Raw genomic sequence first — 24,133 nt, 5'->3', positions numbered from 1 at the left:
TTCATGAGAAAGGTTTTAGCTTTATTCGCATTAATTTCAATTTTAGTTTTAGCGGCATGTGGTGGAGGAAACAATGACAACGCAAGTAGTAACAACGCAGGTAATAACGATGGGAACGCAGAAGAAGTGACAATTAAAGTAGGAGCTTCAAGTGTGCCACACGCGGAGATTTTAGAAGAAGCGGCACCAATTTTGGCTGAAGAAGGTATTACGTTAGAAATCGAACCATATGAAGATTACGTCTTACCAAATGATGACTTAGCAAGTGGTGATTTAGATGCGAACTATTTCCAACATATTCCTTATTTAGAACAAACTATTGAAGATACAGGATACGAGTTAACACATATCGGTGGAATCCATATTGAACCAATTGCGGCATATTCAAAATCTATTGATTCAATCGATAATATTAAAGATGGAACAGAAGTTGTATTAAGTAATTCTGTAGCTGACCATGGCCGTGTGTTACAATTATTCGAAGCAAACGAATTAATTACATTAAAAGACGGAGTAGAAGAAGGTAAGGCTGAGTTAGATGATATCGAAGACAACCCGAAAAACTTAACATTCTCTCCTGACTATGAGCCAGCTTTTTTACCAGAAATCTATGAGTCTGAAGAAGATGTATTAGTAGTCATCAACACGAACTATGCAATCGGTGCAGGACTTGATCCAGTGAATGATTCGATTTTCCGTGAAGGGGACGACTCTCCTTACGTGAACGTGTTAGCAGTTCAAGAAGGTAAAGAAGATGATGCAGCATTAAATAAATTATTAGAAGTGTTACGTTCTGAAGAAATTCAAGACTTCATGGTTGAGAATTACGACGGTGCAGTAGTACCAGTATCAGAATAATGTATTTCACTTACGTATAAAAAATTGCCTCCACGATTGTGGGGGTAATTTTTTTGTCGGGGTTTTGTGGTGGAGCGGGTAGGGGTTTCTTAAGGAGTGGTTGGAGTGAGGGTATACGGCTCTTAATTTCGCAAGTATTGGTAGGAATGCCGTTGGGGGCTAGCGGATATACTGCTTAATTCCACAAGTTAAAGGGGAAAAAGCGTTAAACTTGCGGATATATGCATTAATTCCGCAAGTTATAGGTGAAATCCCGTTCCACTTGCGAATATATGGCTTAATTCCGCAAGTTATAGGTGAAATCCCATTCCACTTGCGGATATATGGTTTAATTCCGCAAGTAAAAGGTGAAATCCCGTTGCACTTGCGAATATATGGCTTAATTCCGCAAGTTATAGCTGAAATCCCATTCCACTTGCGAATATATGGTTTAATTCCGCAAGTTATAGCTGAAATCCCATTCCACTTGCGGATATATGGTTTAATTCCGCAAGTAAAAGGTGAAATCCCGTTGCACTTGCGAATATATGGCTTAATTTCGCAAGTAAAAGGCGAAATCCCGTTGCACTTGCGAATATATGGCTTAATTCCGCAAGTAAAAGGTGAAATCCCGTTGCACTTGCGAATATACGGCTTAATTCCGCAAGTAAAAGGTGAAATCCCGTTGCACTTGCGAATATACGGCTTAATTCCGCAAGTTAAAGCAAAAATCCCGTTGCACTTGCGAATATATGGTTTAATTCCGCAAGTTATAGCTGAAATCCCATTCCACTTGCGGATATATGGTTTAATTCCGCAAGTAAAAGGTGAAATCCCATTCCACTTGCGGATATATGGCTTAATTTCGCAAGTAAAAGGCGAAATCCCGTTGCACTTGCGAATATATGGTTTAATTCCGCAAGTTATAGCTGAAATCCCGTTGCACTTGCGAATATACGGCTTAATTCCGCAAGTTATAGCTGAAATCCTATTCCACTTGCGGATATATGGTTTAATTCCGCAAGTAAAAGGTGAAATCCCGCTCCACTTGCGGATATACGGCTTAATTTCGCAAGTAAAAGGTGAAATCCCGTTGCACTTGCGAATATATGGCTTAATTTCGCAAGTTAAAGCAAAAATCCCGTTGCACTTGCGAATATATGGTTTAATTCCGCAAGTAAAAGGAAAAAAGCCGCCGCACTTGCGAATATATGAATCATTTCCGCGACTAAACAGCAACATTCCCACGACCCTTGTGAATATACAGCCTACTTCGGTAAGTAAAACCAAAACCGAGCACCTACGCATTCCACCCCCCACCCACAAACGAAAAATAAATACAACAAACGAAAAAATAAATATTAAATAATAACTATTATTGATAAAACGGACTTAAATGAGAATGGAAATAGAGTGAGTCAACGATTCATCCAATCACTCAATGAGAAAAAACTTAGAGAATACATAGTTTTTAAAACCGTAACATTTGAAAAATGCCACGCTATCGTTTAATATTGTAATGAGAATCAAACATAGGTTGAAATGACCTAAAAATTAAATTCATGTAGTGGAGGTATCTATATGTCAACAAATACTTTAGAAATTAAAGATCTTCATGTTTCAGTTGAAGGTAAAGAGATATTAAAAGGGATTACTCTTACGATAAAAAGCGGTGAGTTCCACGCTATTATGGGGCCGAACGGAACAGGGAAGTCAACATTAGCTTCTGCAATTATGGGGCACCCATCATATGAAGTAACAAGCGGTAGCATTTTATTAAACGGAGAAGAAGTGTTAGAAATGGAAGTAGATGAGCGTGCACGTGCTGGTCTATTTTTAGCGATGCAGTACCCGAGCGAAATTAGTGGTGTTACGACATCAGATTTCTTACGTTCTTCCATTAACGCTCGTCGTGAAGAAGGAGACGAAATTTCTCTAATGAAATTCATTAAAGAAATGGACGGTGCTCTAGACGAATTAGAAATCGACAAAAACATGGCACAACGTTACTTAAACGAAGGATTCTCAGGTGGAGAGAAAAAACGTAACGAAATTTTACAAATGAAATTATTAAATCCAGCAATCGCAGTATTAGACGAGATTGACTCTGGATTAGATATTGACGCATTACGTATCGTATCAGATGCAGTAAACAAAATTCGTGAAGAATCAAATATCGGATGCTTAATTATTACACACTACCAACGCTTATTAAACTACATCGAACCAGATTACGTACACGTTATTATGCAAGGACGTATCGTGAAATCAGGTGGCGTAGAATTAGCTGAGCGCTTAGAGAAAGACGGATATGAGTGGATTAAAGAAGAATTAGGGATTGAAGACGAAACTGTTGGACAAAACGCTTAATCGTTAGGAGGGATAGTTCAATGACTACAGTAACTCAAATACCATTCGATAAAGACTATGTTGAAAACTTTTCAAAAGAATTTAACGAACCAAATTGGATGACTGAACTTCGTTTAGAAGGGTTAGACTTAGCGAGCTCAATCGAAATGCCTAAGCCAGACAAAACGAATATTAATAGATGGAATTTCTTACAATTCAAGCATCGTGCTCAAGGAGAAAAAATTGCTTCTTTATCAGAACTACCTGAAACATTAGAAGCATTTATTGACCAAGAGAACAGACCTGAAAATATTTTAATTTTACGAAATGAAACAGTTGCGTTCAATTCATTAAATGACGACTTAAAAAATAAAGGCGTTATTTTTACAGATCTTTTCACAGCGCTTCAAGAACATGAAGCATTAGTGAAAAAATATTATATGACAAATGCAGTAACAGTTGATGAGCATAAATTAACTGCTTTACATGCTGCATTAATGAACGGTGGAGCATTCATTTACGTTCCAAAAGGCGTAAAAATCGACACACCACTTCAAGCAATTTTTTGGCAAGAAGATAATGAAACAGCATTATTTAATCATGTCATTGTTGTAGCTGAAGATGATGCTGAAGTGACATATGTGGAAAACTACATTTCTTCCAACGAAGAGGAAGACACGGTAGCGAATGTTATTGCAGAAGTATATGCGGGTGCAAATGCATACGTATCATTCGGAGCTGTAGACCACTTTGCAAACGGAACAACAACGTATGTAAACCGTCGTGGAGTAACTGGAGCTCAAGCAACAATTGATTGGGCTTTAGGACAGATGAACGAAGGAAATACAGTGTCAGAAAACGCTACTCATTTAGAAGGAGATGGATCTGTTTCAAACTTACGTACTGTAACAGTTGGTACTGGTAAGAACATCCAGAACTTCACAGCGAAAACAGTACACTTTGGCTTAGATACAGATGGTCAAATCTCACAACGTGGAGTGTTAAACGGGGCAACGACTGCAATCTTTAACGCTATCGGAAAAATTTATAACGGAGCTACTCGCGCGAACGCTGAACAGGAATCACGTGTATTAATGTTAAGTGCAGATGCTCGAGGAGATGCAAACCCAATTCTTTTAATCGATGAAGATGATGTAACTGCAGGTCACGCTGCATCTGTTGGTCGTATTGATGAAATGCAATTATACTACTTACAGAGCCGCGGAATCTCTCGTGCAGACGCGGAGCGTTTAATCATTCACGGATTCATGGCACCAGTAGTAGCAGAATTACCAATCGAAACGATTAAAAATCAGTTAACACAGTTAATTGAAGGGAAGATTAAATAATGGATATTCGAGCGATTCGTGAGCAGTTTCCAGTTTTAGATCAAGAAGTTAATGGACATCCACTAGTATACCTTGATTCATCGGCAACATCACAAAAGCCAATATCTGTTATTGAAGCAGTTGATCATTATTATCGAACTACGAACTCGAACGTTCACCGTGGCGTTCATACATTAGGTTCACGTGCGACAGACCTTTATGAAGGAGCACGTGAGAAAACACGTCGCTTTATTAATGCAAAAAGCACGTCAGAAATTATTTTTAACCGTGGAACGACGACAGGACTAAATATAGTAGCACAAAGCTATGGCTTAGCGAATGTAAATGAAGGGGACGAAATCGTCATTACGCCGATGGAACACCATAGTAACATCATTCCGTGGCAGCAAGTAGCAAAAATAAAAGGTGCAACGTTAAAGTATATTCCATTGCAAGAAGATGGAACAATTACATTAGAAGATGTCCGAAACACGGTAACAAATCAAACGAAAATCGTTGCAATCGCTCACGTATCAAATGTTCTTGGAACGATTAATCCAGTAAAAGAAATTGCGAAGATCGCGCATGAAAATGGAGCAGTCATTGTCGTAGATGGTGCACAAAGTGCTCCACATATGAAAATTGACGTCCAAGATTTAGATTGTGATTTTTATACATTTAGTGGCCATAAAATGTGTGCTCCGACTGGAATAGGGGTATTATATGGGAAAGAGGATTTACTAAATGCTATGGAACCAGTAGAATTCGGTGGAGAAATGATTGACTTCGTTGAAAAATACGATTCAACATGGAAAGAGCTACCTTGGAAATTTGAAGGTGGAACACCAATCATTGCTGGAGCAGTCGGTCTTGGTGCAGCAATTGATTTTCTTGAAGAAATTGGATTAGACGAAATCGCTGCATATGAAGAACATATTGCAAATTACGCGTACGATGCATTAAGTAATATTGACGGATTAACAATTTATGGACCGAGAAAACGAGCATCACTCGTTACATTTAATCTAGATGAAGTCCATCCACATGACGTTTCAACAGTGCTTGATACAGAAGGAATTGCGATTCGTGCTGGTCACCACTGTGCACAAGTATTAATGAAAGAATTACAAGTATCTGCTACAGCGAGAGCAAGCATGTACTTATACAATACAGAAGAAGAAGTCGACCGTTTAGTGGAAGGTCTTTTGAAAACAAAGGAGTATTTCGGAAATGTCTCATTTTGATTTAGACACACTCTATCGCCAAGTGATTATGGATCATTACAAACATCCGCGTAATCGTGGCACTTTTGAAGACGAATCTTTAACGGTAGAAATGAATAACCCAACTTGTGGAGATAGAATTTTTCTTCAGTTTAAACTTGATGGCGATATCGTAGAGGACGTTAAGTTTACAGGAGAAGGTTGCTCGATCAGTCTTGCTTCTGCATCGATGATGACTCAAGCGATTAAAGGAAAAACTGTCGAAGAAGCGCTCGCAATGTCGGAGCTATTTTCACAAATGATGCTTGGGAAAGAAATAGATTTTGATGATTTTGGATTAGAAGATATTGAAGCATTACAAGGTGTCTCGAATTTTCCAGCGCGTATTAAATGTGCAACATTAGCATGGAAAGCGATGGAACGAGTACACAAAAAGTAAAAACTTTAAGGAGGTTTTTTACGTGGCTAAAAATGTACCTGATATTGGTGAATATAAATACGGTTTCCAAGATAAAGACGTTTCGGTGTTCCGTACGGAAAGAGGGTTAACGAAAGCTGTCGTGGAAGAAATTTCACGAATGAAAAACGAACCTGAATGGATGTTAGAAGAACGTCTAAAAGCATTAGACATTTTCTACTCAAAACCGATGCCTCAATGGGGTGGAGACTTATCTGAGTTAGATTTTGATGAAATTGTTTACTACGTGAAACCAACGGAACAACAAGGAAGAACTTGGGATGAAGTACCTGATGAAATTAAACGTACGTTTGACGCATTAGGAATTCCTGAGGCAGAGCAAAAATATTTAGCTGGGGTTTCTGCTCAGTACGAATCTGAAGTAGTATACCAAAGCTTAGAAGAAGATTTAGAGAAATTAGGAGTAATCTTCTCAGATACGGATACAGCTTTACAAGAGCATGAACAATATTTTAAAGAGTATTTCGGAAAAGTTGTACCAGCTTCAGACAATAAATTTGCTGCATTAAACACAGCAGTTTGGTCTGGTGGATCTTTCATCTACGTACCAAAAGGGGTAGAAGCGAAAGTACCTTTACAAGCATACTTCCGTATTAACTCTGAAAATATGGGTCAATTTGAAAGAACACTTATTATCGTGGACGAAGGTGCATCTGTACACTATGTGGAAGGATGTACAGCTCCGACATATACGACAAACTCATTACACAGTGCGGTTGTAGAAATTTTCGTTAAGAAAGATGCTACATGCCGTTATACAACAATCCAAAACTGGGCGAACAACGTGTACAACTTAGTTACAAAACGTGCAACGGTGGAAGCGAACGGTTCAATGGAGTGGATTGACGGTAATATGGGGTCGAAATTAACGATGAAATACCCATCTGTTTTATTACGTGGAGAAGGTGCACGTGGTGTGACAATTTCCATCGCTTTAGCTGGAAAAGGTCAGCACCAAGACGCTGGTGCAAAAATGTACCACTTAGCACCGAATACTTCCTCTTCCATCGTTTCGAAATCTATTTCAAAAGATGGTGGAAAAGTATCGTACCGCGGTATCGTTCACTTCGGACGTAAAGCAGAAGGAGCACGCGCGAATATTGAGTGTGATACGTTAATCTTAGATAATATTTCAACGTCAGATACGATTCCGTACAACGAAATCTTAAATGACAATATTTCTCTTGAACACGAAGCGAAAGTATCAAAAGTTTCAGAAGAACAGTTATTCTACTTAATGAGTAGAGGACTGGAAGAACAAGAAGCAACAGATATGATCGTCATGGGCTTCATCGAGCCATTCACAAGAGAATTACCAATGGAATATGCAGTAGAAATGAACCGCCTAATTAAGTTCGAGATGGAAGGTTCGATCGGTTAAAACACGAAAACCCTTGTCACAGTAAAGTTTGTGATGAGGGTTTTTTTGCTGAAAAATGTTTCGTGCCAAGTATGTGCCAAGTAATCTAATACGAGATTACTAAAATCTAGCTGAATGTATGCTTTTCCATGCAAAAAAATCCTGTCATCTTACATATGGTGACGGGATTTTTTGTACGATCCACTGCGTGCGTTCGTCAGTGAGAATTTGCTCCCACATTTATATAGCGATACAATAAAATAATGCTATACTAAAAATAATTACAAATGATCTATATAGAAAAAATTGCAACAAAGTTGAACGATTATCATTGAATATTTTAGCGATGAATGAATGGAGGAGTTTAAATGAAAAAACATAAAATTTATACGATGAGTTTTGCGAGCGTGTATCCGCATTATATAACGAAGGCGGAGAAAAAAGGGCGGACAAAGGAAGAAGTAGATGAAATCATTCGATGGTTGACAGGTTATAGTCAGGAACAACTCGAAACAGAACTTGATAAACAAACAGATTTTGAAACGTTTTTTGCACATGCACCAGAAATGAATGAGGCGAGAACACTTATTAAGGGAGTCATTTGTGGGGTTCGCGTGGAAGAGATTGAGGAACCGTTGATGCAGGAAATTCGTTATTTAGATAAATTAATTGATGAATTGGCCAAAGGAAAAACACTGGAGAAAATTTTACGGAAAAATTAATATAAAACAGATGATGACTTAATTCTTAATCAAATCATCGAAGTCACAAAAAAACTAGCTTGTAGGATAAGCTTGTAAAGGTTTAAAGTTTCTAAAAGAAAATTAAGGTACAATCGTTTCCTTTAAATGACGAAACGATTTCTGGAGTTAACCCATTCATTTAAAAAATATAAAGGAGAAAACAATGACTGTATTTAGTTTGTTTATCGTATTACATATTGTATCTGGGAGTATTTGTTTGCTCGTTGGCCTTATGGCAGTATTTGCAAAAAAACACCGTGGTTGGCATACGTATTTAGGGGAGATCTACCATACTTCCTATGTAGTAGTGTTTATTTCAGCTATTGTCACGTCCATCATCCATTGGGAGGCATCATCTTATTTATTTTATATTGCGATTTTTTCATATTGTTTTGCTTTATTCGGTTATATGGCAGGAAAAAGACGAAGAAAAAATTGGATTGTTCGACATATTGCAGGCATGATCGGTTCCTATATCGGTATTGTCACTGCAGTCCTTGTAGTAAATATTTCGGAGCAACCACTTTTTTCTAATTTATCGCCCGTCTTCTTTTGGATAACGCCGACAATTATTGGCACACCGATCATTATTATCGTAGCAAATAAAATGAAACAGACGATGACGTAAACAATAGGAAAAAGCACCCCTTTCGTTAAACAAAAGGGGTGCATATCGATACTACTATAATGTTCATTTATATTATTTTACGTTCGGGATAACTGGTAACATAATATGAGATGGATATGTTTCATTATGATAGATTGTTTGTGTCGCTGTTTGCATATCATCTGAATGGATCACAGTTTCACCCGTATTCGGATTTACATCAAAACGTGGGAAATTACTTGATGAAATTTCGACGCGAATGCGATGACCACGTTTGAAAACATTACTCGTCGCCCACAAGTTAATTTCATATGGAATGATTGCACCGTCCACATCACCTGCTTTTTCATTACCATGACGATATCGAGCGCGAATGATGCCATCGGTTAAATTATAAGCTGTTCCATCTGGGGCAACATCGACTAATTTTGCTGTGAAGTCTGTATCTTTTGCATCTGTTTTTGCCCACAGCTTTACGGAAACAGGTCCAGTTACTTCTAATGGTGCGTCAAGGACATCTGAGGTATACACTAACACATCTTCACGTTCTTCTACCGTGCGTTGATCGTATGGTCCCTCGACTGCCACTCCTTCATATAGTGTGCCACCGCCAGTTGTTGGAACAGGATTCGTTGGATCGTATACAAATTGATCGACATGTTTCTCGTCATTCTCTGGTTTTTCCGTTGTCAAATGACCGTCACCAAAACGTGTATTTGCTTTTCCATTACTATGCAAATAAAACGGTGTATAGTTGGTATTCGGTAATGGCCATTCATCAGCTTCTTGCCATTGATTCACACCCATAGTAAAAATTTTAACTGCAGCTTCTTCAGCGAAACCTTTATCTTCCTTCTTTAACCAATGATCAAACCAACGGATATGTAATGCAGTTAAATCTTCTTTTAAATCGATGAAATGTTCGGACGCACTCATGCCAAATGAACGGTCCCCAATCACATGTCCAAAATTACCATGTGCCCACGGTCCAATCACTAATTTTTGCATATAATCAGTTTTAGCACGCATATTTTTAAAGTTTTCAATCGTACTATATAAAAAGCAATCATACCAACCAGCAAGATGATACGCAGGAACTTGTATGTTCGGGTATTTCTCTAATAAGCTATATGTTTCCCAAAATGCATCATCGTCTAATTCATGTGTGATCATGTCGAGAAAATCACCTTCTAAACCGAACTCTTTTAAAATAGACCAATCTTTGATAGGTTTTGTTTCATACCATTTCTCAATTTGGTCGACTTCTTGTGCCCATTTTTGCATCATACGATAATATGTTGCTAGGTCATCCTTATATGTTCGTTTTAATAAGTCTGGCACGAATGTACCTAAAATGAGCGATTGAAACAAGCCGACTAGAAAGGCACCGTTTTGATATGTCGCACCTGATCTACTATCGTTTAATGTTTGGGCAGGAAAAATTGCCTTCAAATGTGGCGCTTTTTCTGTTGCAGCTAATAATTGTGTGTATCCATAATAAGAAAGGCCAAACATCCCGACGTTTCCATTTGAGTATGGTAAGTGAGCTGCCCATTCAATCGTATCATATCCATCTTTCGCTTCGTTCGTAAACATCGAAAATGTACCTTCAGATGCAAAACGTCCACGAACATCTTGAATGATGACGATATATCCGTGATCAACGAAACGATGTGTATCTAAATAGCGATGCGAATAAAATGGATCATGTTTTCCGTATGGGATGCGCGTAAGTAAAATCGGATATGTCCCTTCTTTTTCCGGACGATATATATCTGCATATAAGGTCGTTCCATCCCGCATCGTCGCCGGAACATTTCTTTCTACGATAATATTTTTTGTTGCCATGTTATATATTCTCCTAACCTCACATACTTGTATTCAATAGCTATTTATTGAGCAATAAATGGAACGATATCATAGTGATGACAATCGTATCGTTCCATTCAAATATTATAACATAATACAAAAAAGTTTGGGAACACCGTATAAACGAAGGAAGTCGTATAAATCCTCGTCATACAGGTAATTAGAGCTGTTTCATTTCATTTACATTTATTTGTGTCCGTTTTCTCGTATTTACGATCAGTGAAATTAAGAAGGGAGCTTGACAGTTCCTCTGGAATCCCGTACAATCATAGTTATAAAATTTCATATATTTAAAAAGCACTAGGGGAGCTATGTTGAATGGCTGAGAAAGGTAATCCTTGACCCTTGGCACCCGATCTAGATAATACTAGCGTGGGGAAGTGTGGCCGGGCATATACAGTATATGTGTTATTTTTGTATATTTATATATTCGACTGCATTTCCTAATCGGGAATGCAGTTTTTTTATTTGTGAAAAAGAAAGGAGCGATCAAAAAAGGAACGACAAAAATAATAATAATCAAGGAGTGTATGGACGTATGACGAAAAATTGGAAGTTGAAAGAAATTGTAATGTTGTCGATTATTTCGGTTGTTGCTGGGGTACTATATATGTTTTTCGTTTTGTTTGCATCTACTTTACGAAATATATTAACCCCGATCGGACTTGCGCCATTTAGTTTTGAATTTGTATTTGGATTATGGTTTATCGGATCTGTCGTTGCCATGTATATTATTCGAAAACCTGGGGCAGCTCTTTTTACAGGAATTATTTCAGCGGGGGTTGAAATTTTAGCAGGGGGTCCTGGTGGGGCGAAGATTTTGTTAATTGGGCTTGTCCAAGGAGCAGGGATTGAGACGGCATTTCTATTAACGAAATATAAAAACTATCACCTTCGCGTACTAATTTTGTCAGGAATGATAGCAGCTATATATAGTTTTATTTATCAATTATTCGCTTCTGGAAATATGGCTCTTGCTCCAACCGTGCTTATCGGCATGCTTTCCATTCGGTTAATAAGTGGGGCATTTCTAAGTGGAGTACTCGGAAAATGGATAGCAGATAAGTTAGCATTTACAGGTGTATTAGATGGTTATGCATTAGGCAAGGAGGTTAGAAAAAAACGTGAAAAAGATGCAGCATAAGCGTGTGGAAAACGAGAAATATTCAAACGAAAACAATCAACATGCAAAAAAATTGCCATTTATAACGATAGAAAATTTTTCGTTTGCTTATGAATCATTGGATGAGCCTATTTTACGAGGACTAGATGTTATCTTGCATGAAAACGAAGTGACATTGCTCATGGGTCCGAGTGGTTCTGGTAAAAGCACGTTATCCCTCTGTTTAAATGGGCTATACCCAGAAGCGGTGGAAGGAGAAACAGCTGGCACGATAATGTTTCGTGGAGCACATTTGCAAGACGCACAAGCTGGTGCTTGGAGCAAACATATCGGTGTCGTTTTTCAAGATCCTGAAGCGCAGTTTTGCATGATCCATGTTGCCGATGAGTTAGCATTTACATTAGAAAATATGGCGATCCGTGAACATGAAATGGACGAAAAAATCGATGAGATACTTTTACTAGTCGGCATGGAAAAATTTAAATATCGGAAACTACACGAATTATCTGGGGGAGAAAAACAAAAAATTGCTTTAGCTGCAGTTCTTTTATTGGAGCCGACATTGCTTATTTTAGATGAAGCAACCGTTAATTTGGATCCACATGCAACAGAATCATTCATAAAACTTATTCAACAAATTCAAGAAGAACGGCAAATGAGTGTGTTCATTATCGACCATCAAGCAGATGCATGGTTGGATATGACAGACCGTGTCTTATTATTAGGAAAAAATGGTCGCTTGCTACAAGATGCATCCCCAGAAGAAATGTTTACGACTTATAAGGAACAAGTGGAAGAAGCGGGCATTTTTATACCGAAGAAGTTCTCTAGACATTCTTTTGGAATCGATCTGCATGCTCGCAAGCTTCCGACCGCACAAAAACAAGAGCATCCTAAAGACAATGAAACCGTCATGCGCCTTGAAGATATAACATATAAACGAAAAGCGCGGACCATTTTACAACAGATTTATATGGCTATTCCGAAAGGGGCTTTCATTTCTATCCTTGGAAAAAATGGGGCCGGAAAATCGACTTTACTTGAGTTGATGGCTGGCATTATGACCCCGACAAAAGGGGAAGTCTATTTTCAACATCGTCCTTTACAAAAATGGAAAGAAATGAAACTGCGGCATAAATTAGGTTTCGTGTTTCAAAATCCGGAACATCAGTTTATAACAGATACGGTTTATGATGAACTCGTCTTTTCCATGCGGCTAAATGACGAACAACTAGAAAAAATGGAGGCGACCGCCACCTATTTACTCGAACATTTTCAACTAGAAGAGGAAAAACATCGGAATCCATTTTCGTTAAGTGGAGGGCAAAAGCGAAGGCTAAGTGTTGCAACCGTACTTGATGACACGCCAGATATTTTATTATTTGATGAACCGACATTCGGGCAAGATGCGGAAACAACAGCACGGCTAATACATACGATGTTTGAGTTAAGAGAGAAAGGGATTACGATCGTTATCGTCACGCATGATATGGATCTTGCTGCAATGAGTGACACGGTATACGTGCTCCATGAAGGGGAAATCGCCTTTCATGGCACCCCTGACACATTATGGGAAGAGGAAGGGCTATTACACGCTGCCCATTTACGTCGTCCATTCGAAGTAGAAAAAGCGCAATGTAAGAGAATAGGAGAGATAGGATGAAAAAAGTTAATCCCGTTGTGAAGTTGCTGGCGATTTTAGTGCCAGGATTATGTCTCAGTCTTTTTTATGATTGGTTTACACCACTTTTTTATCTCCTATTTTTACTGCTTATGACATTTGGCTATGGGAAAATCCCTTTGAAAAAAGGAGTGAAAATTTTCGCTATATTTTTATTGCTTTCATTTGGCTTCGGTTGGACGGCTGCATTGTATGCAAATGATGGTTTTGCTGGTGGGGATGTTATTTTCACATTTGGTTGGATGACCTTAACGACTGGCGGCCTTCAAACAGGGTTAAGTATTATGTTTCGTTCGCTCTGTTTTTTAATGATGTCCATGATGTTTATTTTTACGACAGATACGACACAGCTCATGATGAGCTTTATTCATCAATGTAAACTGCCACCGAAGTTTGCATACGGTATTATTGCAGGATATCGTTTTTTACCAGTATTTCAACATGAATTTCAATTATTGCAAAAAGCACACCAAATTCGTGGGGTTGGGAGATTGAAAGGGATAAAAGGAAAAATACATCAATTTCAGCGCTATTCGATTCCACTTTTGGCAAATGGGATAAGAAAAGCAGAACGTGTCGCCATTGCGATGGAGTCAAAAGGTTTCACTGGCGACCGGAACAGAACGTACTATCATCGAACTTATGTAACGGCACGCGATTGGATATTTTTCGCGATGATGATTGGTATGCTAGTAGTAGGTGCATTTATTTCTTATAAGCTTGGATACTTGAAAATATTTAATAAGCAATTTTAAAGAATCTAGTATCATGCTAGATTCTTTTTCATAGATTATTCGTAGTAAATTGATATACTTAATAATAATTAATGATTAGGAGGTTCTACGTTGAATATTCAAAACTTAGAAGCTTTTTTATATGTGCATCATTTTGGAAGTGTAAATAAAGCGGCAGAGGCATTGTTTTTGACGCAACCATCTGTATCTTCGCGCATTCGTACATTGGAAAAAGAGTTGAATGTCGCATTATTTGAACGAGTCGGACGGTCCCTCGTCATGACGAAAGAAGGAAAAGCGTTTATTCCTTATGCTGAATCGATCGTACAGGCATACAAAAGTGGCCAGAAACGAATGAAGGAAACCGCGGCTACAGACCATATTGTCATTGGAGTAACTGGACTCATCGCCAACTATGTCATGCCTTACGTCTTACCAAAATTTAAATTAGCCTATCCGAATGTCCAAATTACGATGCATACGGGAACGACGGAAGAAATTGAAAGTAAAGTATTGCACAGGGAAGTAGATGTTGGCTTTGTGCGGGCGAGTGCCCATCCATCTTTAGAAAAAACGGCGATCTTACAAACACCGATTCGTTTATTCGTCTCCCACCCACATCATTTTGAAAATGTGCCAAATATAAGCATGGAACAGTTACAAGAGGAAACGATCGTATTTTATGAATGTGGGTCATTAGATTGGACGAAAGTGAAAAATTTATTTTTCAATGCTGCTCATGTACCGACGATTACGTATGAGGTAGATAGTTTAGAAACCGCGAAAGGATTAATACTAGAAAATGCTGGCATCGGATTTTTACCAGAAATATGTGTACGAAAGGAAGTAGCTGACGGTAAAGTAACCTCCCTTGATGTTCCAGTCGTCGCAAAGGAATCGTTAAAAGCGCAAATGATTCATTATATCGGCGAAAAACCGCCATACTTTGATAGTTTAGCAACATGGACGAAGGAGATTGATAGAGTTTCTCTATAAGAAAGCAGATTAAAATCTATTACACGAATAAAAATTGCTATGATATACTATTTGTAACATTTAATCCCGAGTAATTGAATGTTAAAACTAATAATAAAAGGTGGATGACGATGACCAGTCATAAAAAGCTTTATATATTTCGTCAAAAAATACCGTGTTGTCATTGTTTCATTGGGCATTGTTAATGGAATGGCTATGTAAAAATGATGAACGGAGGAAGAGCATATGACATATAAAATTGGGATTTTAGATCAAAGTCCGATTTTTCCTAATAGAACAGCTCAAGATGCTTTAAAAAGTACGGTTGAGTTAGCACAAAAAGCAGAAAGTTGGGGCTATCACCGGTTTTGGGTGGCGGAACATCATCAGTCAGAAGATGTTGCAGGTGCATCACCAGAAATATTAATGAGTCATTTGTTGGCACAGACAAATAAAATAAAAATCGGTGCTGGTGGGGTCATGTTGCAACATTATAGCCCATATAAAGTTGCAGAAAACTTTCATGTGATGGAAGCATTGGCTCCTGAACGAGTGGAATTAGGCATCGGCAAAGCACCAGGAGGGTTGAATGCTTCAACCGCTGCATTACGATATGGCGGAACGGGTAACGACACTTCTTTTGAAGAACGATTCACATTGCTACAGCAATTTTTAAGTGGCAATATACCAGAAGATCATGCTTTATCGGAGGCAGTAGTACATCCGAAAATAGCACGCACATTGCCGACATTTTTATTAGGTGCAAGTGTAAACAGCGCTCGATTCGCTGCACGGCTCGGTGCGAATTTTGTTTTTGCCAGTTTTTTAAATGGGGATGAAACATTGCTCGAAGAAACGATGAAAGCATATCGGGCACTACATCCACATGGAAAGTTTATTATCGCGGTTGCTGCGTTCGTCGGCACAGATCAACAAGCAGCAGAAGAAGAAGCGGATAAATACAATATTTATAAAGTGACATTCGAAAGTGGGCGTGCCCTTTCTGTCGTTTCCTTAGACCAAGTGGAAGCTTTATGGCGCCAAACGAATGAACCATTCGAAGTGCACGAACAAAAAGTGCAAAAAATAGCAGGAACACAAAAGCATGTGAAAGAGGAATTCGGTCGGCTTGCGAGAACTTTTGATGTCGATGAATTTATCGTACACACTCCCGTACTTGATGAAGCGAAAAGATTACAATCGTTTGAATTGTTAAGCGTCTTAAATAAACAATACGTGTAAAAAATTATGTAATAGAAAATGACTACTTGCTTAAATGATAAGCAAAAAAATTGGAGGTGTGTCGTCATTGAATATCGATATCCGTTACGTGTTTGAAATCATTCCAGAGTTACTCACTTATTTACCAATTACATTGTATATGACGTTTGCAGCGATGGCGATTGCAACAGTCATTGGAGCGATTATCGCGGTTATTTTAGTAAATAGAACTCCTATTTTCATGCAACTGGCAAAAATTTATATATCATTTTTTAGAGGCACACCGATTTTAGTGCAATTATTAATGATTTATTTTGGTTTGCCGCAAATTTTTCCAATATTCAATGACCTAGGGGCAATCGTTTCGGCTATCGTCGCATTCGGATTAAATACTTCCGCGTATTTGGCGGAAATTTTTCGAGCGGGACTAACTTCTGTTGATAAAGGGCAGGAAGAAGCAGCGATTTCTGTCGGGATGACATATTTCCAATCATTGCGTAGCATCGTGTTGCCACAAGCAATTCGAAATGCACTTCCAGCAACGGGAAATATGTTTATCGGTCTCATTAAAAATTCGTCCCTCGCCTTTACGATCGGCGTGACAGAATTACTCGCTCAAGGAAAAATGCTCGCATCTGCAAACTTGAAGTTCTTTGAAGCATATTTAGCGGTCGGCCTCATTTATTGGGTGCTTACCTTATTGTATAGTCAGTTGCAAAGTTGGTATGAACATCGATTAAGCAAACCGTATCAAGTGTAAAGAGTTTTTCTAGAACGTCAACGTGGAAGAAAAAAATAGGGTACAAACAAAGAGGTTGAAGGAGGATGTTTACATGAAACGTATTAGTTTATTATTGCTAGTAATTGGAGTCCTTTTTTTAGTGGCATGTGGTCAAGAAGATACGAAGGAAGCGGCAAGTGCAACAGATGAAAAAGTAATCAAAGTTGGGGCAGTGCCTGACGGTTTTCCTGTTTCATATAAAGAAGATGATGATTTAAAAGGATTTAGTGTCGACATTATAAAGGAAATTGCGAAGGAAGCCGGATATGAAGTGGAATGGGTAACATCAGATTGGAATGGCGTGCTCGCCAATTTACAATCTGGAAAAGTAGATACAGCGATCAACTTTGCAGCTACACCAGAACGTGGGGAAACATACAATTTCACGGAACCATATTATAGTTCAAAAGCAGTTATTGCAACGGCAGAAAAGAACGATACATTAAATGAAGTAGAAGATATAAAAGGAAAAGATATAGCGAGCATGATGGGGACGAATTTTGAAAATGTGCTTGCGGCAGAGTTTCCGGACCTTAACTATGAATTAATTACGTATGAATCAAATGATGTTGTGTATACAGATATCGCTTCTGGAAAAATTGATGGGCTCATCTACGGTCGTGAACAATTATTGGCACAAATTAGTGAACGTGAACTCCCATTACGTATCGTTGGGGAGCCATTTGGAGATCAACCAGTTGCATTGCCATTTCAAAAAAACGAAGAAAATGATGCCTTAATCGAGGAATTAAATGAAGCGACCGTACGATTAAAGGAAAATGGGAAGTTCTCAGAAATTTCCTTAGAATATTTTGACGTCGATTTACTAGAAGATGAAAAATAATGATTAGTTATGATATGAAGTAGGGGGCCGAGACAGTGAGATAGTTCATGATTGAACCATATTGTACTGTTACGCACCCAACCCCACTTTTCTTAAAAATTGAAAGGAAGATGTGCAATGACAAAAAAAGATGTGAAACTCGGTGTCCTGATTCAAGGTGCTGGTGGTCATATGAACGCATGGAAAGCAGAAGACGTGCCAAAGGATGCAAGTATTAATATAAACCATTATATAAACGTATCACAAAAGGCAGAAAAAGCTGGACTTGACTTCATTTTTATCGCAGACGGTTTGCATATTCATGAAAAATCGATTCCACATTTTCTGAACCGATTTGAACCATTAACATTGTTATCGACACTTGCCGCAACGACTGAAACGATCGGGCTCGTTGGTACGGTATCAACGACATATAGTGAACCATTTAATATTGCACGGCAGTTTGCTTCCTTAGATATATTATCGGCTGGTCGTGCTGGATGGAATGTCGTCACAACCCCCTTAGAAAACACGGCGAAAAATTTCCAAAAAGGGAACCATCCAGCACATTCTCTTAGATATGAAATGGCCGATGAATATGTAGAAGTAGTAAAAGGGTTATGGGATTCGTGGGAAGATGATGCATTCGTTCGAAATCGTGAAACAGGAAAGTTTTTTGAGGAAGAAAAAATGCACCGCGTCCATTATGAAGGAACGTATTTTCAAGTGGAAGGACCATTAAATATTCAAAGATCCCAACAAGGCCAGCCAGTTATATTCCAAGCAGGTTCTTCTAAAACAGGCATTGAATTTGCTGCAAAACATGGGGAAGCCATTTTTACGAATAAAACGACAGTGGAAAGTGCACAAGCATATTATAAAGCAGTAAAAACTGCGGCGATCCAACACGGTCGAAAAACAGAGGATATCGTTATTTTACCAGCATTAGCGCCGATCGTCGGTGCAACAGAAGAGGAAGCAGAAGCGGCATATGAACAAATCAAACATTTCGTTACAATCGATGATGCATTAGCATATCTCGGACGATTTTTTGATCATTTCGATTTCACCCAATTTCCACTCGATGAACCTTTTCCAGATATTGGCGATGTCGGGAAAAATAGTTTCCAATCTACGACAGACGATATTAAAAAATTAGCGAAAGAAGAAAACTTAACATTAAGAGAAGTTGCCTTACGTATCGCGACACCGAAACATGCGTTTATCGGTTCATATGAAAAAGTGGCACATGAAATGATTAAATGGATCGACGAAAAAGCAGCAGATGGCTTCGTGTTAAGCATGCCGGTATTTGGCGAGCAATATGACGCATTTTTACAGCATGTCTTACCAATATTAGAAGAAAAAGGTTATTATAATAACGAACCGAAAAAATCGACATTACGTGAAAATTTAGGCTTACACATTCCAAAGAATCAATTTACGAAACAAGCAAATGTTTCGCGGTAAAAATTTCCGCAAATAGAAAGGAGTATGAACGTGAGCGACATCGTTTTTATATCAGGTAGCCCGAGAGCACATTCTCGTTCGGAACGTATTTTATTTTATCTTGCCTCCTTGTTACAAGAAAAAGGATATACGACGACACATATTTCTGTAACAGATATTCCAGCAGAAGATTTATTGTATGCTAATTTTAATAGTGACGTCATTCAACAAACAAATGAAAAAATTGCCAACGCAAAAGGAGTTATCATCGGCACTCCCGTATATAAAGCAGCATACAGTGGGGCATTAAAAACATTGATTGACTTGCTCCCACAAGATGGATTACGTGGAAAACCCGTTTTGCCGATCATGTCTGGTGGAAGTGCTGCTCATCTATTAGCAATTGATTTTGCCTTTAAACCATTGATTCACGCAGTAAAAGGGGAACCAGTGCAAGGATTATATTTTCAAGATGGACAAATCGATGCAACGAAATCGAATCCAATTCAAGATAGTGGCATGCTAGAAAGAACAGAAAAACAAATACAATTATTCGAACAAAAATTAAAGGAAATATATTATGAAATAGTATAAAATAAAACGTCTAGAACCATTTTCTAGGCGTTTTATTTTTTTATTTAAAAAATTTCAATATTAACTCATGAACATGGTAAGATAGAATATATAGAAATGGAGGGTCATGATGAAGAAAGGCTTAAAAATCAATCTTGTCCTATTAGCTGTTGCCTTTGTTTTATTCGCTTGTAGCAATAAATCGAATGAACAAAACACAGATACGAATACAAATTCCGAAGTGACGAACGAACAAAAAGATACGAAAAAAGAAACATCATCGAAAAATTCATCCACTAAGATTGATCAATTGATGGAAGAAACATCAGATGTCAATAAAGGATTAGATAGCTTTACAATGATTGAAGAAACGAATACAATCGAAACATTCCAAGAAGAAGAAAGCCATCTTTATACGAAAGAAGCATCAGATGTCGTGTTTGAACCATTTCAACTGGAAGTAATGATCGAACAAAGTCAGCCGAAAGGATTTACGGAAGAAGAACAGCAATCTTTCGAATATAAAGGAGGATTTTATATCGTCGACGGAAAAACGTATATGAAATTGGACGGCGATACATGGAGTGAAACAGAAAATAGTTTGACCGATGAGGAATTTCAAGAACAAGAATTGATTGTTTTTGATCGAATAACAGAGACATATCGTAATGCTGCTGAAAAGGAATCATTGGATGAAACAGAGGATACATATGTCATCACATTTGAATTACAACCACAGCAAGCGACAAAAATGGATAAAAATGCGGAACAACCAGCATTTGAAGCATTAAACAATACATATAAAGTAGAAGAAATGACGGTACAAATAGCGATTGCTAAGGAAACAAAGTACATAATGGAAATCGCTATCGATAAAACATTTACATATGATGAAGATTTCAATATTGAAAAAGATAAAATGACGGTACAACAAAAACAAGTTCAAACATTTTCCAATCAAAATACGATTGAAGCAGTTACAGTACCGGCTGACATAAAACAAAATGCAGAACCGATGTAATTCACGGTCAAAATTGACAACATACGAAATGGAATGTACGATGTCTGTTTCGTATGTTTATTTCTATTTACCTATATTTTCATTGTATAATATTGTAAAATAGGAAAAACGAAATAAAATATAAGATAAATAACTAATAATTGTTCCTATGTGGTATAATGAAAAAGAACTAAAAAATGGGGCTGTCTAAAGGAAGGGTGGAATAATGCGTACACTTACAATATTAGAATTAGAAGAGAAGTTTTCTCATGTTCAATTACATACATCCAATATGCGCATATTTTCACTTCTCGTTAGTGATGCGAAAAATACGATGCTGGAAACGAAGCAATTTATATTGAAATGGTTAGAAGAAAACGGACAATTTCCAATGTTTATATATTTGAATGCATACGACGATATGGATTTAGCAAATGATTTAAAACGTAAAAATATCGATATCAAAGAAAAAACGGTCGACACACAAGCGATGTTTAAAATTAAACTGACAGAAAAGTCACATATCGAAGCAATAATAGGGGAATATTTTTGCATGTCCTCCCATAGTGAGTTAATGATCATCACTAGCCCATCTGTTGAAATAACGATGAGTGACACGATGCATATTGCGTCTGCGATGATCCCGGAAAATGAATTTGTTATCATTGTTGAACATGATGGGCAAGGATTACAATTATTAACGACAAAACAAGAATGGTTTTCAAAGGAAGGTCTAGAACAAACTATATCGAGATTAAAAGATCATACATACACGATAAATTATTATGGCTTAACAAAATAAAGTCCTCTCGTATATTTATACGAGAGGGCTTTTTTATTATTATGCATTAGAACACCCCTGGCTCTTCTGGGGTTCTAAGTTGCAAGAATCCGGCCCGAAGTTGCAAGAATATGGTTCGAAGTTGCAAGAATATGGGTCGAAGTTGCAAGAATATGGCCCGAAGTTGCAAGAATATGAGTAGAAGTTGCAAGAATATGGCCCGAAGTTGCAAGAATCCAGGTCGAAGTTGCAAGAATCCAGGTCGAAGTTGCAAGAATGTGGTTCGAAGTTGCAAGAATGCAACCATAAAGCTAATCACCTCCCACAAAATGGAAATAGGAGGTTTTGGTGTAGAGAATATTTTATGGATACAGTAGGAAGAAACAAAAATCAAATCCAGGAATATATAAGAAATCAGCTGAAAGATGATTATATAAGCGATCAACTAACATTATTCGAATACGATCCATTTATGGGACAACGAAATAAAAAAAGATAGCAATAAAAGATTCTTAAAGAATTCGTGCGTGGATGTGGTGCATAAGGGAGACCGTTCAGTGTGCCTTTTAGGCTGAGGCCGGTAATGAAGGCTTTCAACCGCAGAGCAAACCACCAGCTCGGTAGTGACCCCACAAAGTTAGAGTTTTGAGTAGCATGAAAATAAGCATTATTAACTAAAAAAAATCTCGAAAATAAGAGTAAGGAATCATTTTGGCATAAAGTGGTAAATTAAATGCATATTTATGATAAACTGTTAAGAATAACTTGTTTATTTTTTGTTTAACAATGATAAAGGTTTTAGGGATTTGGAGGGAGAAAAATGATACGAGCAGTCGTAATTGATCGTGACGAAACGTCGGTACAATTTTTAAGTGAGCAGCTAACGAATATACATATTGTAAAAGTATTCACTTCGAATGCATTTACATTACAAACATTAGAAAAATTGCGACCAGAAATTATTTTTATGAATATTCATGAACCAACATGTATTCATATTGACCTCATTCAATATATATCGAATCATCAGTTATTAGCGCATCTCGTATTTATAAAAGAAGATGAGCAAGCATTAGCACAGACGTATGTACATGAAACACCGGTGAAATATATCGTAAAACCGTACACGAAAAAGCAGTTAGAAAAGTTAATGATAGAAATTAATGATGATATCATTTATCCAAATTATCCTGTAACTGAATTATGTTTATTTAAATATTTTCATATAAAAAAAGCAGGAAATAACTTATTAAATATAAAATGGCGCACAGCAAAAGCACGTGAATTACTTATTTACTTGATTCAACATTATGGTGAAACCGTTCGGAAAGATGTATTAGTCGAATTATTATGGCCTGATGCGTCTGTCGATAAAGCGTATGATAATTTATATGCATCGATTTATTATATACGAAAATTACTTTCCGAATTACATATTGGTATCCATATTAATACACATGTGAATGGGTACGAAGTAGAATTTCATAATGTGACATGTGATGTGATGGAGTTTGACCAATTATATGAAGAAATCATGAGCGATATACGTCAGGAAGTGGACAAACAAGTTTTAATTCATAAATTCAACCGATTAAAACAATTGTATAGTGGAGAATATTTAGAAGAAGAATCTTACGTATGGAAAGAACATTTAAAGGAAAAATGTCGCATCCAATTTTTATCCATTGCTCGTAAAATAATTCAATTGTTTATAGAGCAGGACGATGTGACAAATGCAATTTTACTTTCATTAGATATCCAAAAACTGTATCCGTATATGGATTATTCTTATTTTGCTTTAATGAAGTTGTATAGTAAGTATGGCGATATGGAAAATGTCGAACGGCAATATATGAAGTTAAAGGCGATGTTATATGACGAATTTAATACAGAGCCAAATGAATCGATTAAAATGTGGTACCAAAATTGGATTAAAATGCAGTACGCTTAAAACCTTACTAGAAAGATAGTAAGGTTTTTTATTGTGGACAGTGTTTAGAAATTGTAAAGAAATTGTAAAGAAATTGAAAAGAATTTGAAAAGGTTTTGAGAAGAGTTTGTAAATGTTTTGTAAATGTTCAGACTATTATGATGTAAGTTAGGTGATTAGGTCGTTCCTTTATGCTATTTGTATGTGAGAATTATCTAAATATTCTAATCATTGTCAAGGGGGGAATGTGGTGGAGAAATGCATGATT

General features: G+C 37.4%; 23 protein-coding genes and 1 riboswitch. Of the genes, 22 read left to right on the top strand and 1 reads right to left on the bottom strand.

Annotation, left to right across the window (positions count from 1 at the left end; translation table 11 throughout):
- Positions 1-3: 3 nt before the first annotated feature.
- The 9 genes from SPD45_RS03095 (at position 4) to SPD45_RS03055 (ending at position 8,946) form a co-directional block, all read left to right on the top strand.
- Positions 4-858, top strand: a complete 855-nt coding sequence (locus SPD45_RS03095) for a MetQ/NlpA family ABC transporter substrate-binding protein (protein WP_336266179.1) — start codon at positions 4-6, stop codon at positions 856-858.
- A 211-nt stretch (positions 859-1,069) separates the two neighbouring features.
- The gene (locus tag SPD45_RS03090) at positions 1,070-2,206 is read left to right on the top strand and encodes a hypothetical protein (RefSeq protein WP_336266178.1); all 1,137 of its coding nucleotides are present in this window, start codon (positions 1,070-1,072) and stop codon (positions 2,204-2,206) included.
- Positions 2,207-2,418: 212 nt separating this feature from the next.
- Positions 2,419-3,207 (top strand): Fe-S cluster assembly ATPase SufC, encoded by a 789-nt coding sequence (gene sufC, locus SPD45_RS03085; RefSeq protein WP_336266176.1) that lies wholly within the window; start codon positions 2,419-2,421, stop codon positions 3,205-3,207.
- A 20-nt stretch (positions 3,208-3,227) separates the two neighbouring features.
- Positions 3,228-4,535, top strand: coding sequence for a Fe-S cluster assembly protein SufD (gene sufD / locus SPD45_RS03080; protein WP_336266174.1), 1,308 nt, complete (start codon positions 3,228-3,230; stop codon positions 4,533-4,535).
- Positions 4,535-5,758: a cysteine desulfurase gene (locus SPD45_RS03075; protein WP_336266172.1), complete on the top strand. Its 1,224-nt coding sequence runs from the start codon at positions 4,535-4,537 to the stop codon at positions 5,756-5,758. Before sufD ends, SPD45_RS03075 begins: the two co-directional genes overlap by 1 nt.
- Positions 5,745-6,176 (top strand): Fe-S cluster assembly sulfur transfer protein SufU, encoded by a 432-nt coding sequence (gene sufU / locus SPD45_RS03070; protein WP_336266170.1) that lies wholly within the window; start codon positions 5,745-5,747, stop codon positions 6,174-6,176. The genes SPD45_RS03075 and sufU overlap by 14 nt, the downstream gene beginning before the upstream one ends.
- 22 nt (positions 6,177-6,198) lie before the next feature.
- Complete coding sequence (gene sufB / locus SPD45_RS03065) at positions 6,199-7,596, top strand: Fe-S cluster assembly protein SufB (RefSeq protein ID WP_336266168.1); 1,398 nt, start codon at positions 6,199-6,201, stop codon at positions 7,594-7,596.
- A gap of 347 nt (positions 7,597-7,943) precedes the next feature.
- Positions 7,944-8,297, top strand: coding sequence for a DUF2200 domain-containing protein (locus SPD45_RS03060; protein ID WP_336266167.1), 354 nt, complete (start codon positions 7,944-7,946; stop codon positions 8,295-8,297).
- Positions 8,298-8,481: 184 nt separating this feature from the next.
- Entirely contained in the window at positions 8,482-8,946 is a 465-nt protein-coding gene (locus SPD45_RS03055; RefSeq protein WP_336266166.1) for a DUF2306 domain-containing protein, read from the top strand.
- Between the two features lie 72 nt (positions 8,947-9,018).
- Here SPD45_RS03055 and SPD45_RS03050 read toward each other — a convergent pair whose 3' ends face one another.
- A complete protein-coding gene (locus SPD45_RS03050; RefSeq protein WP_336266164.1) occupies positions 9,019-10,773 on the bottom strand; it encodes a CocE/NonD family hydrolase in 1,755 nt (584 codons plus the stop codon).
- 313 nt (positions 10,774-11,086) lie between these two features.
- A riboswitch (TPP riboswitch) is annotated at positions 11,087-11,190 on the top strand.
- Between the two features lie 142 nt (positions 11,191-11,332).
- Between SPD45_RS03050 and SPD45_RS03045 the strand changes: the two genes are divergently transcribed.
- The 13 genes from SPD45_RS03045 to SPD45_RS02985 all read left to right on the top strand — a co-directional run bounded on the left by SPD45_RS03045 (position 11,333) and on the right by SPD45_RS02985 (position 23,886).
- The gene (locus tag SPD45_RS03045; protein WP_336266163.1) at positions 11,333-11,938 is read left to right on the top strand and encodes an ECF transporter S component; all 606 of its coding nucleotides are present in this window, start codon (positions 11,333-11,335) and stop codon (positions 11,936-11,938) included.
- Positions 11,928-13,580 (top strand): ABC transporter ATP-binding protein, encoded by a 1,653-nt coding sequence (locus SPD45_RS03040; protein WP_336266385.1) that lies wholly within the window; start codon positions 11,928-11,930, stop codon positions 13,578-13,580. The genes SPD45_RS03045 and SPD45_RS03040 overlap by 11 nt, the downstream gene beginning before the upstream one ends.
- Complete coding sequence (locus SPD45_RS03035; RefSeq protein ID WP_336266162.1) at positions 13,577-14,353, top strand: energy-coupling factor transporter transmembrane component T family protein; 777 nt, start codon at positions 13,577-13,579, stop codon at positions 14,351-14,353. Before SPD45_RS03040 ends, SPD45_RS03035 begins: the two co-directional genes overlap by 4 nt.
- 90 nt (positions 14,354-14,443) lie before the next feature.
- Positions 14,444-15,328 carry a LysR family transcriptional regulator gene (locus SPD45_RS03030; RefSeq protein WP_336266160.1) on the top strand — a complete coding sequence of 295 codons (885 nt, stop codon included), beginning with the start codon at positions 14,444-14,446 and terminating at the stop codon, positions 15,326-15,328.
- A gap of 225 nt (positions 15,329-15,553) precedes the next feature.
- Positions 15,554-16,549, top strand: coding sequence for an MsnO8 family LLM class oxidoreductase (locus SPD45_RS03025; RefSeq protein WP_336266159.1), 996 nt, complete (start codon positions 15,554-15,556; stop codon positions 16,547-16,549).
- Positions 16,550-16,616: 67 nt separating this feature from the next.
- Positions 16,617-17,288 (top strand): amino acid ABC transporter permease, encoded by a 672-nt coding sequence (locus SPD45_RS03020; RefSeq protein WP_336266158.1) that lies wholly within the window; start codon positions 16,617-16,619, stop codon positions 17,286-17,288.
- Between the two features lie 73 nt (positions 17,289-17,361).
- Positions 17,362-18,153: a transporter substrate-binding domain-containing protein gene (locus SPD45_RS03015; RefSeq protein WP_336266157.1), complete on the top strand. Its 792-nt coding sequence runs from the start codon at positions 17,362-17,364 to the stop codon at positions 18,151-18,153.
- A 117-nt stretch (positions 18,154-18,270) separates the two neighbouring features.
- A complete protein-coding gene (locus SPD45_RS03010) occupies positions 18,271-19,602 on the top strand; it encodes an LLM class flavin-dependent oxidoreductase (RefSeq protein ID WP_336266156.1) in 1,332 nt (443 codons plus the stop codon).
- Positions 19,603-19,632: 30 nt separating this feature from the next.
- On the top strand, positions 19,633-20,175 hold the full coding sequence (gene ssuE, locus SPD45_RS03005; RefSeq protein ID WP_336266154.1) for an NADPH-dependent FMN reductase: 543 nt from the start codon (positions 19,633-19,635) through the stop codon (positions 20,173-20,175).
- A 109-nt stretch (positions 20,176-20,284) separates the two neighbouring features.
- A complete protein-coding gene (locus tag SPD45_RS03000; protein ID WP_336266152.1) occupies positions 20,285-21,175 on the top strand; it encodes a DUF6612 family protein in 891 nt (296 codons plus the stop codon).
- A gap of 205 nt (positions 21,176-21,380) precedes the next feature.
- Positions 21,381-21,956, top strand: a complete 576-nt coding sequence (locus tag SPD45_RS02995) for a hypothetical protein (protein WP_336266151.1) — start codon at positions 21,381-21,383, stop codon at positions 21,954-21,956.
- A gap of 247 nt (positions 21,957-22,203) precedes the next feature.
- On the top strand, positions 22,204-22,434 hold the full coding sequence (locus tag SPD45_RS02990; protein WP_442961985.1) for a transposase: 231 nt from the start codon (positions 22,204-22,206) through the stop codon (positions 22,432-22,434).
- A gap of 321 nt (positions 22,435-22,755) precedes the next feature.
- Positions 22,756-23,886, top strand: a complete 1,131-nt coding sequence (locus SPD45_RS02985) for a winged helix-turn-helix domain-containing protein (protein ID WP_336266149.1) — start codon at positions 22,756-22,758, stop codon at positions 23,884-23,886.
- Positions 23,887-24,133: the final 247 nt, after the last annotated feature.

Origin of the sequence: Pseudogracilibacillus sp. SO10305 (genome assembly GCF_037072005.1) — a bacterium.
GTDB lineage: Bacteria > Bacillota > Bacilli > Bacillales > Amphibacillaceae > Pseudogracilibacillus > Pseudogracilibacillus intestinigallinarum.
This window is presented reverse-complemented; position numbering and strand designations above follow the sequence as displayed.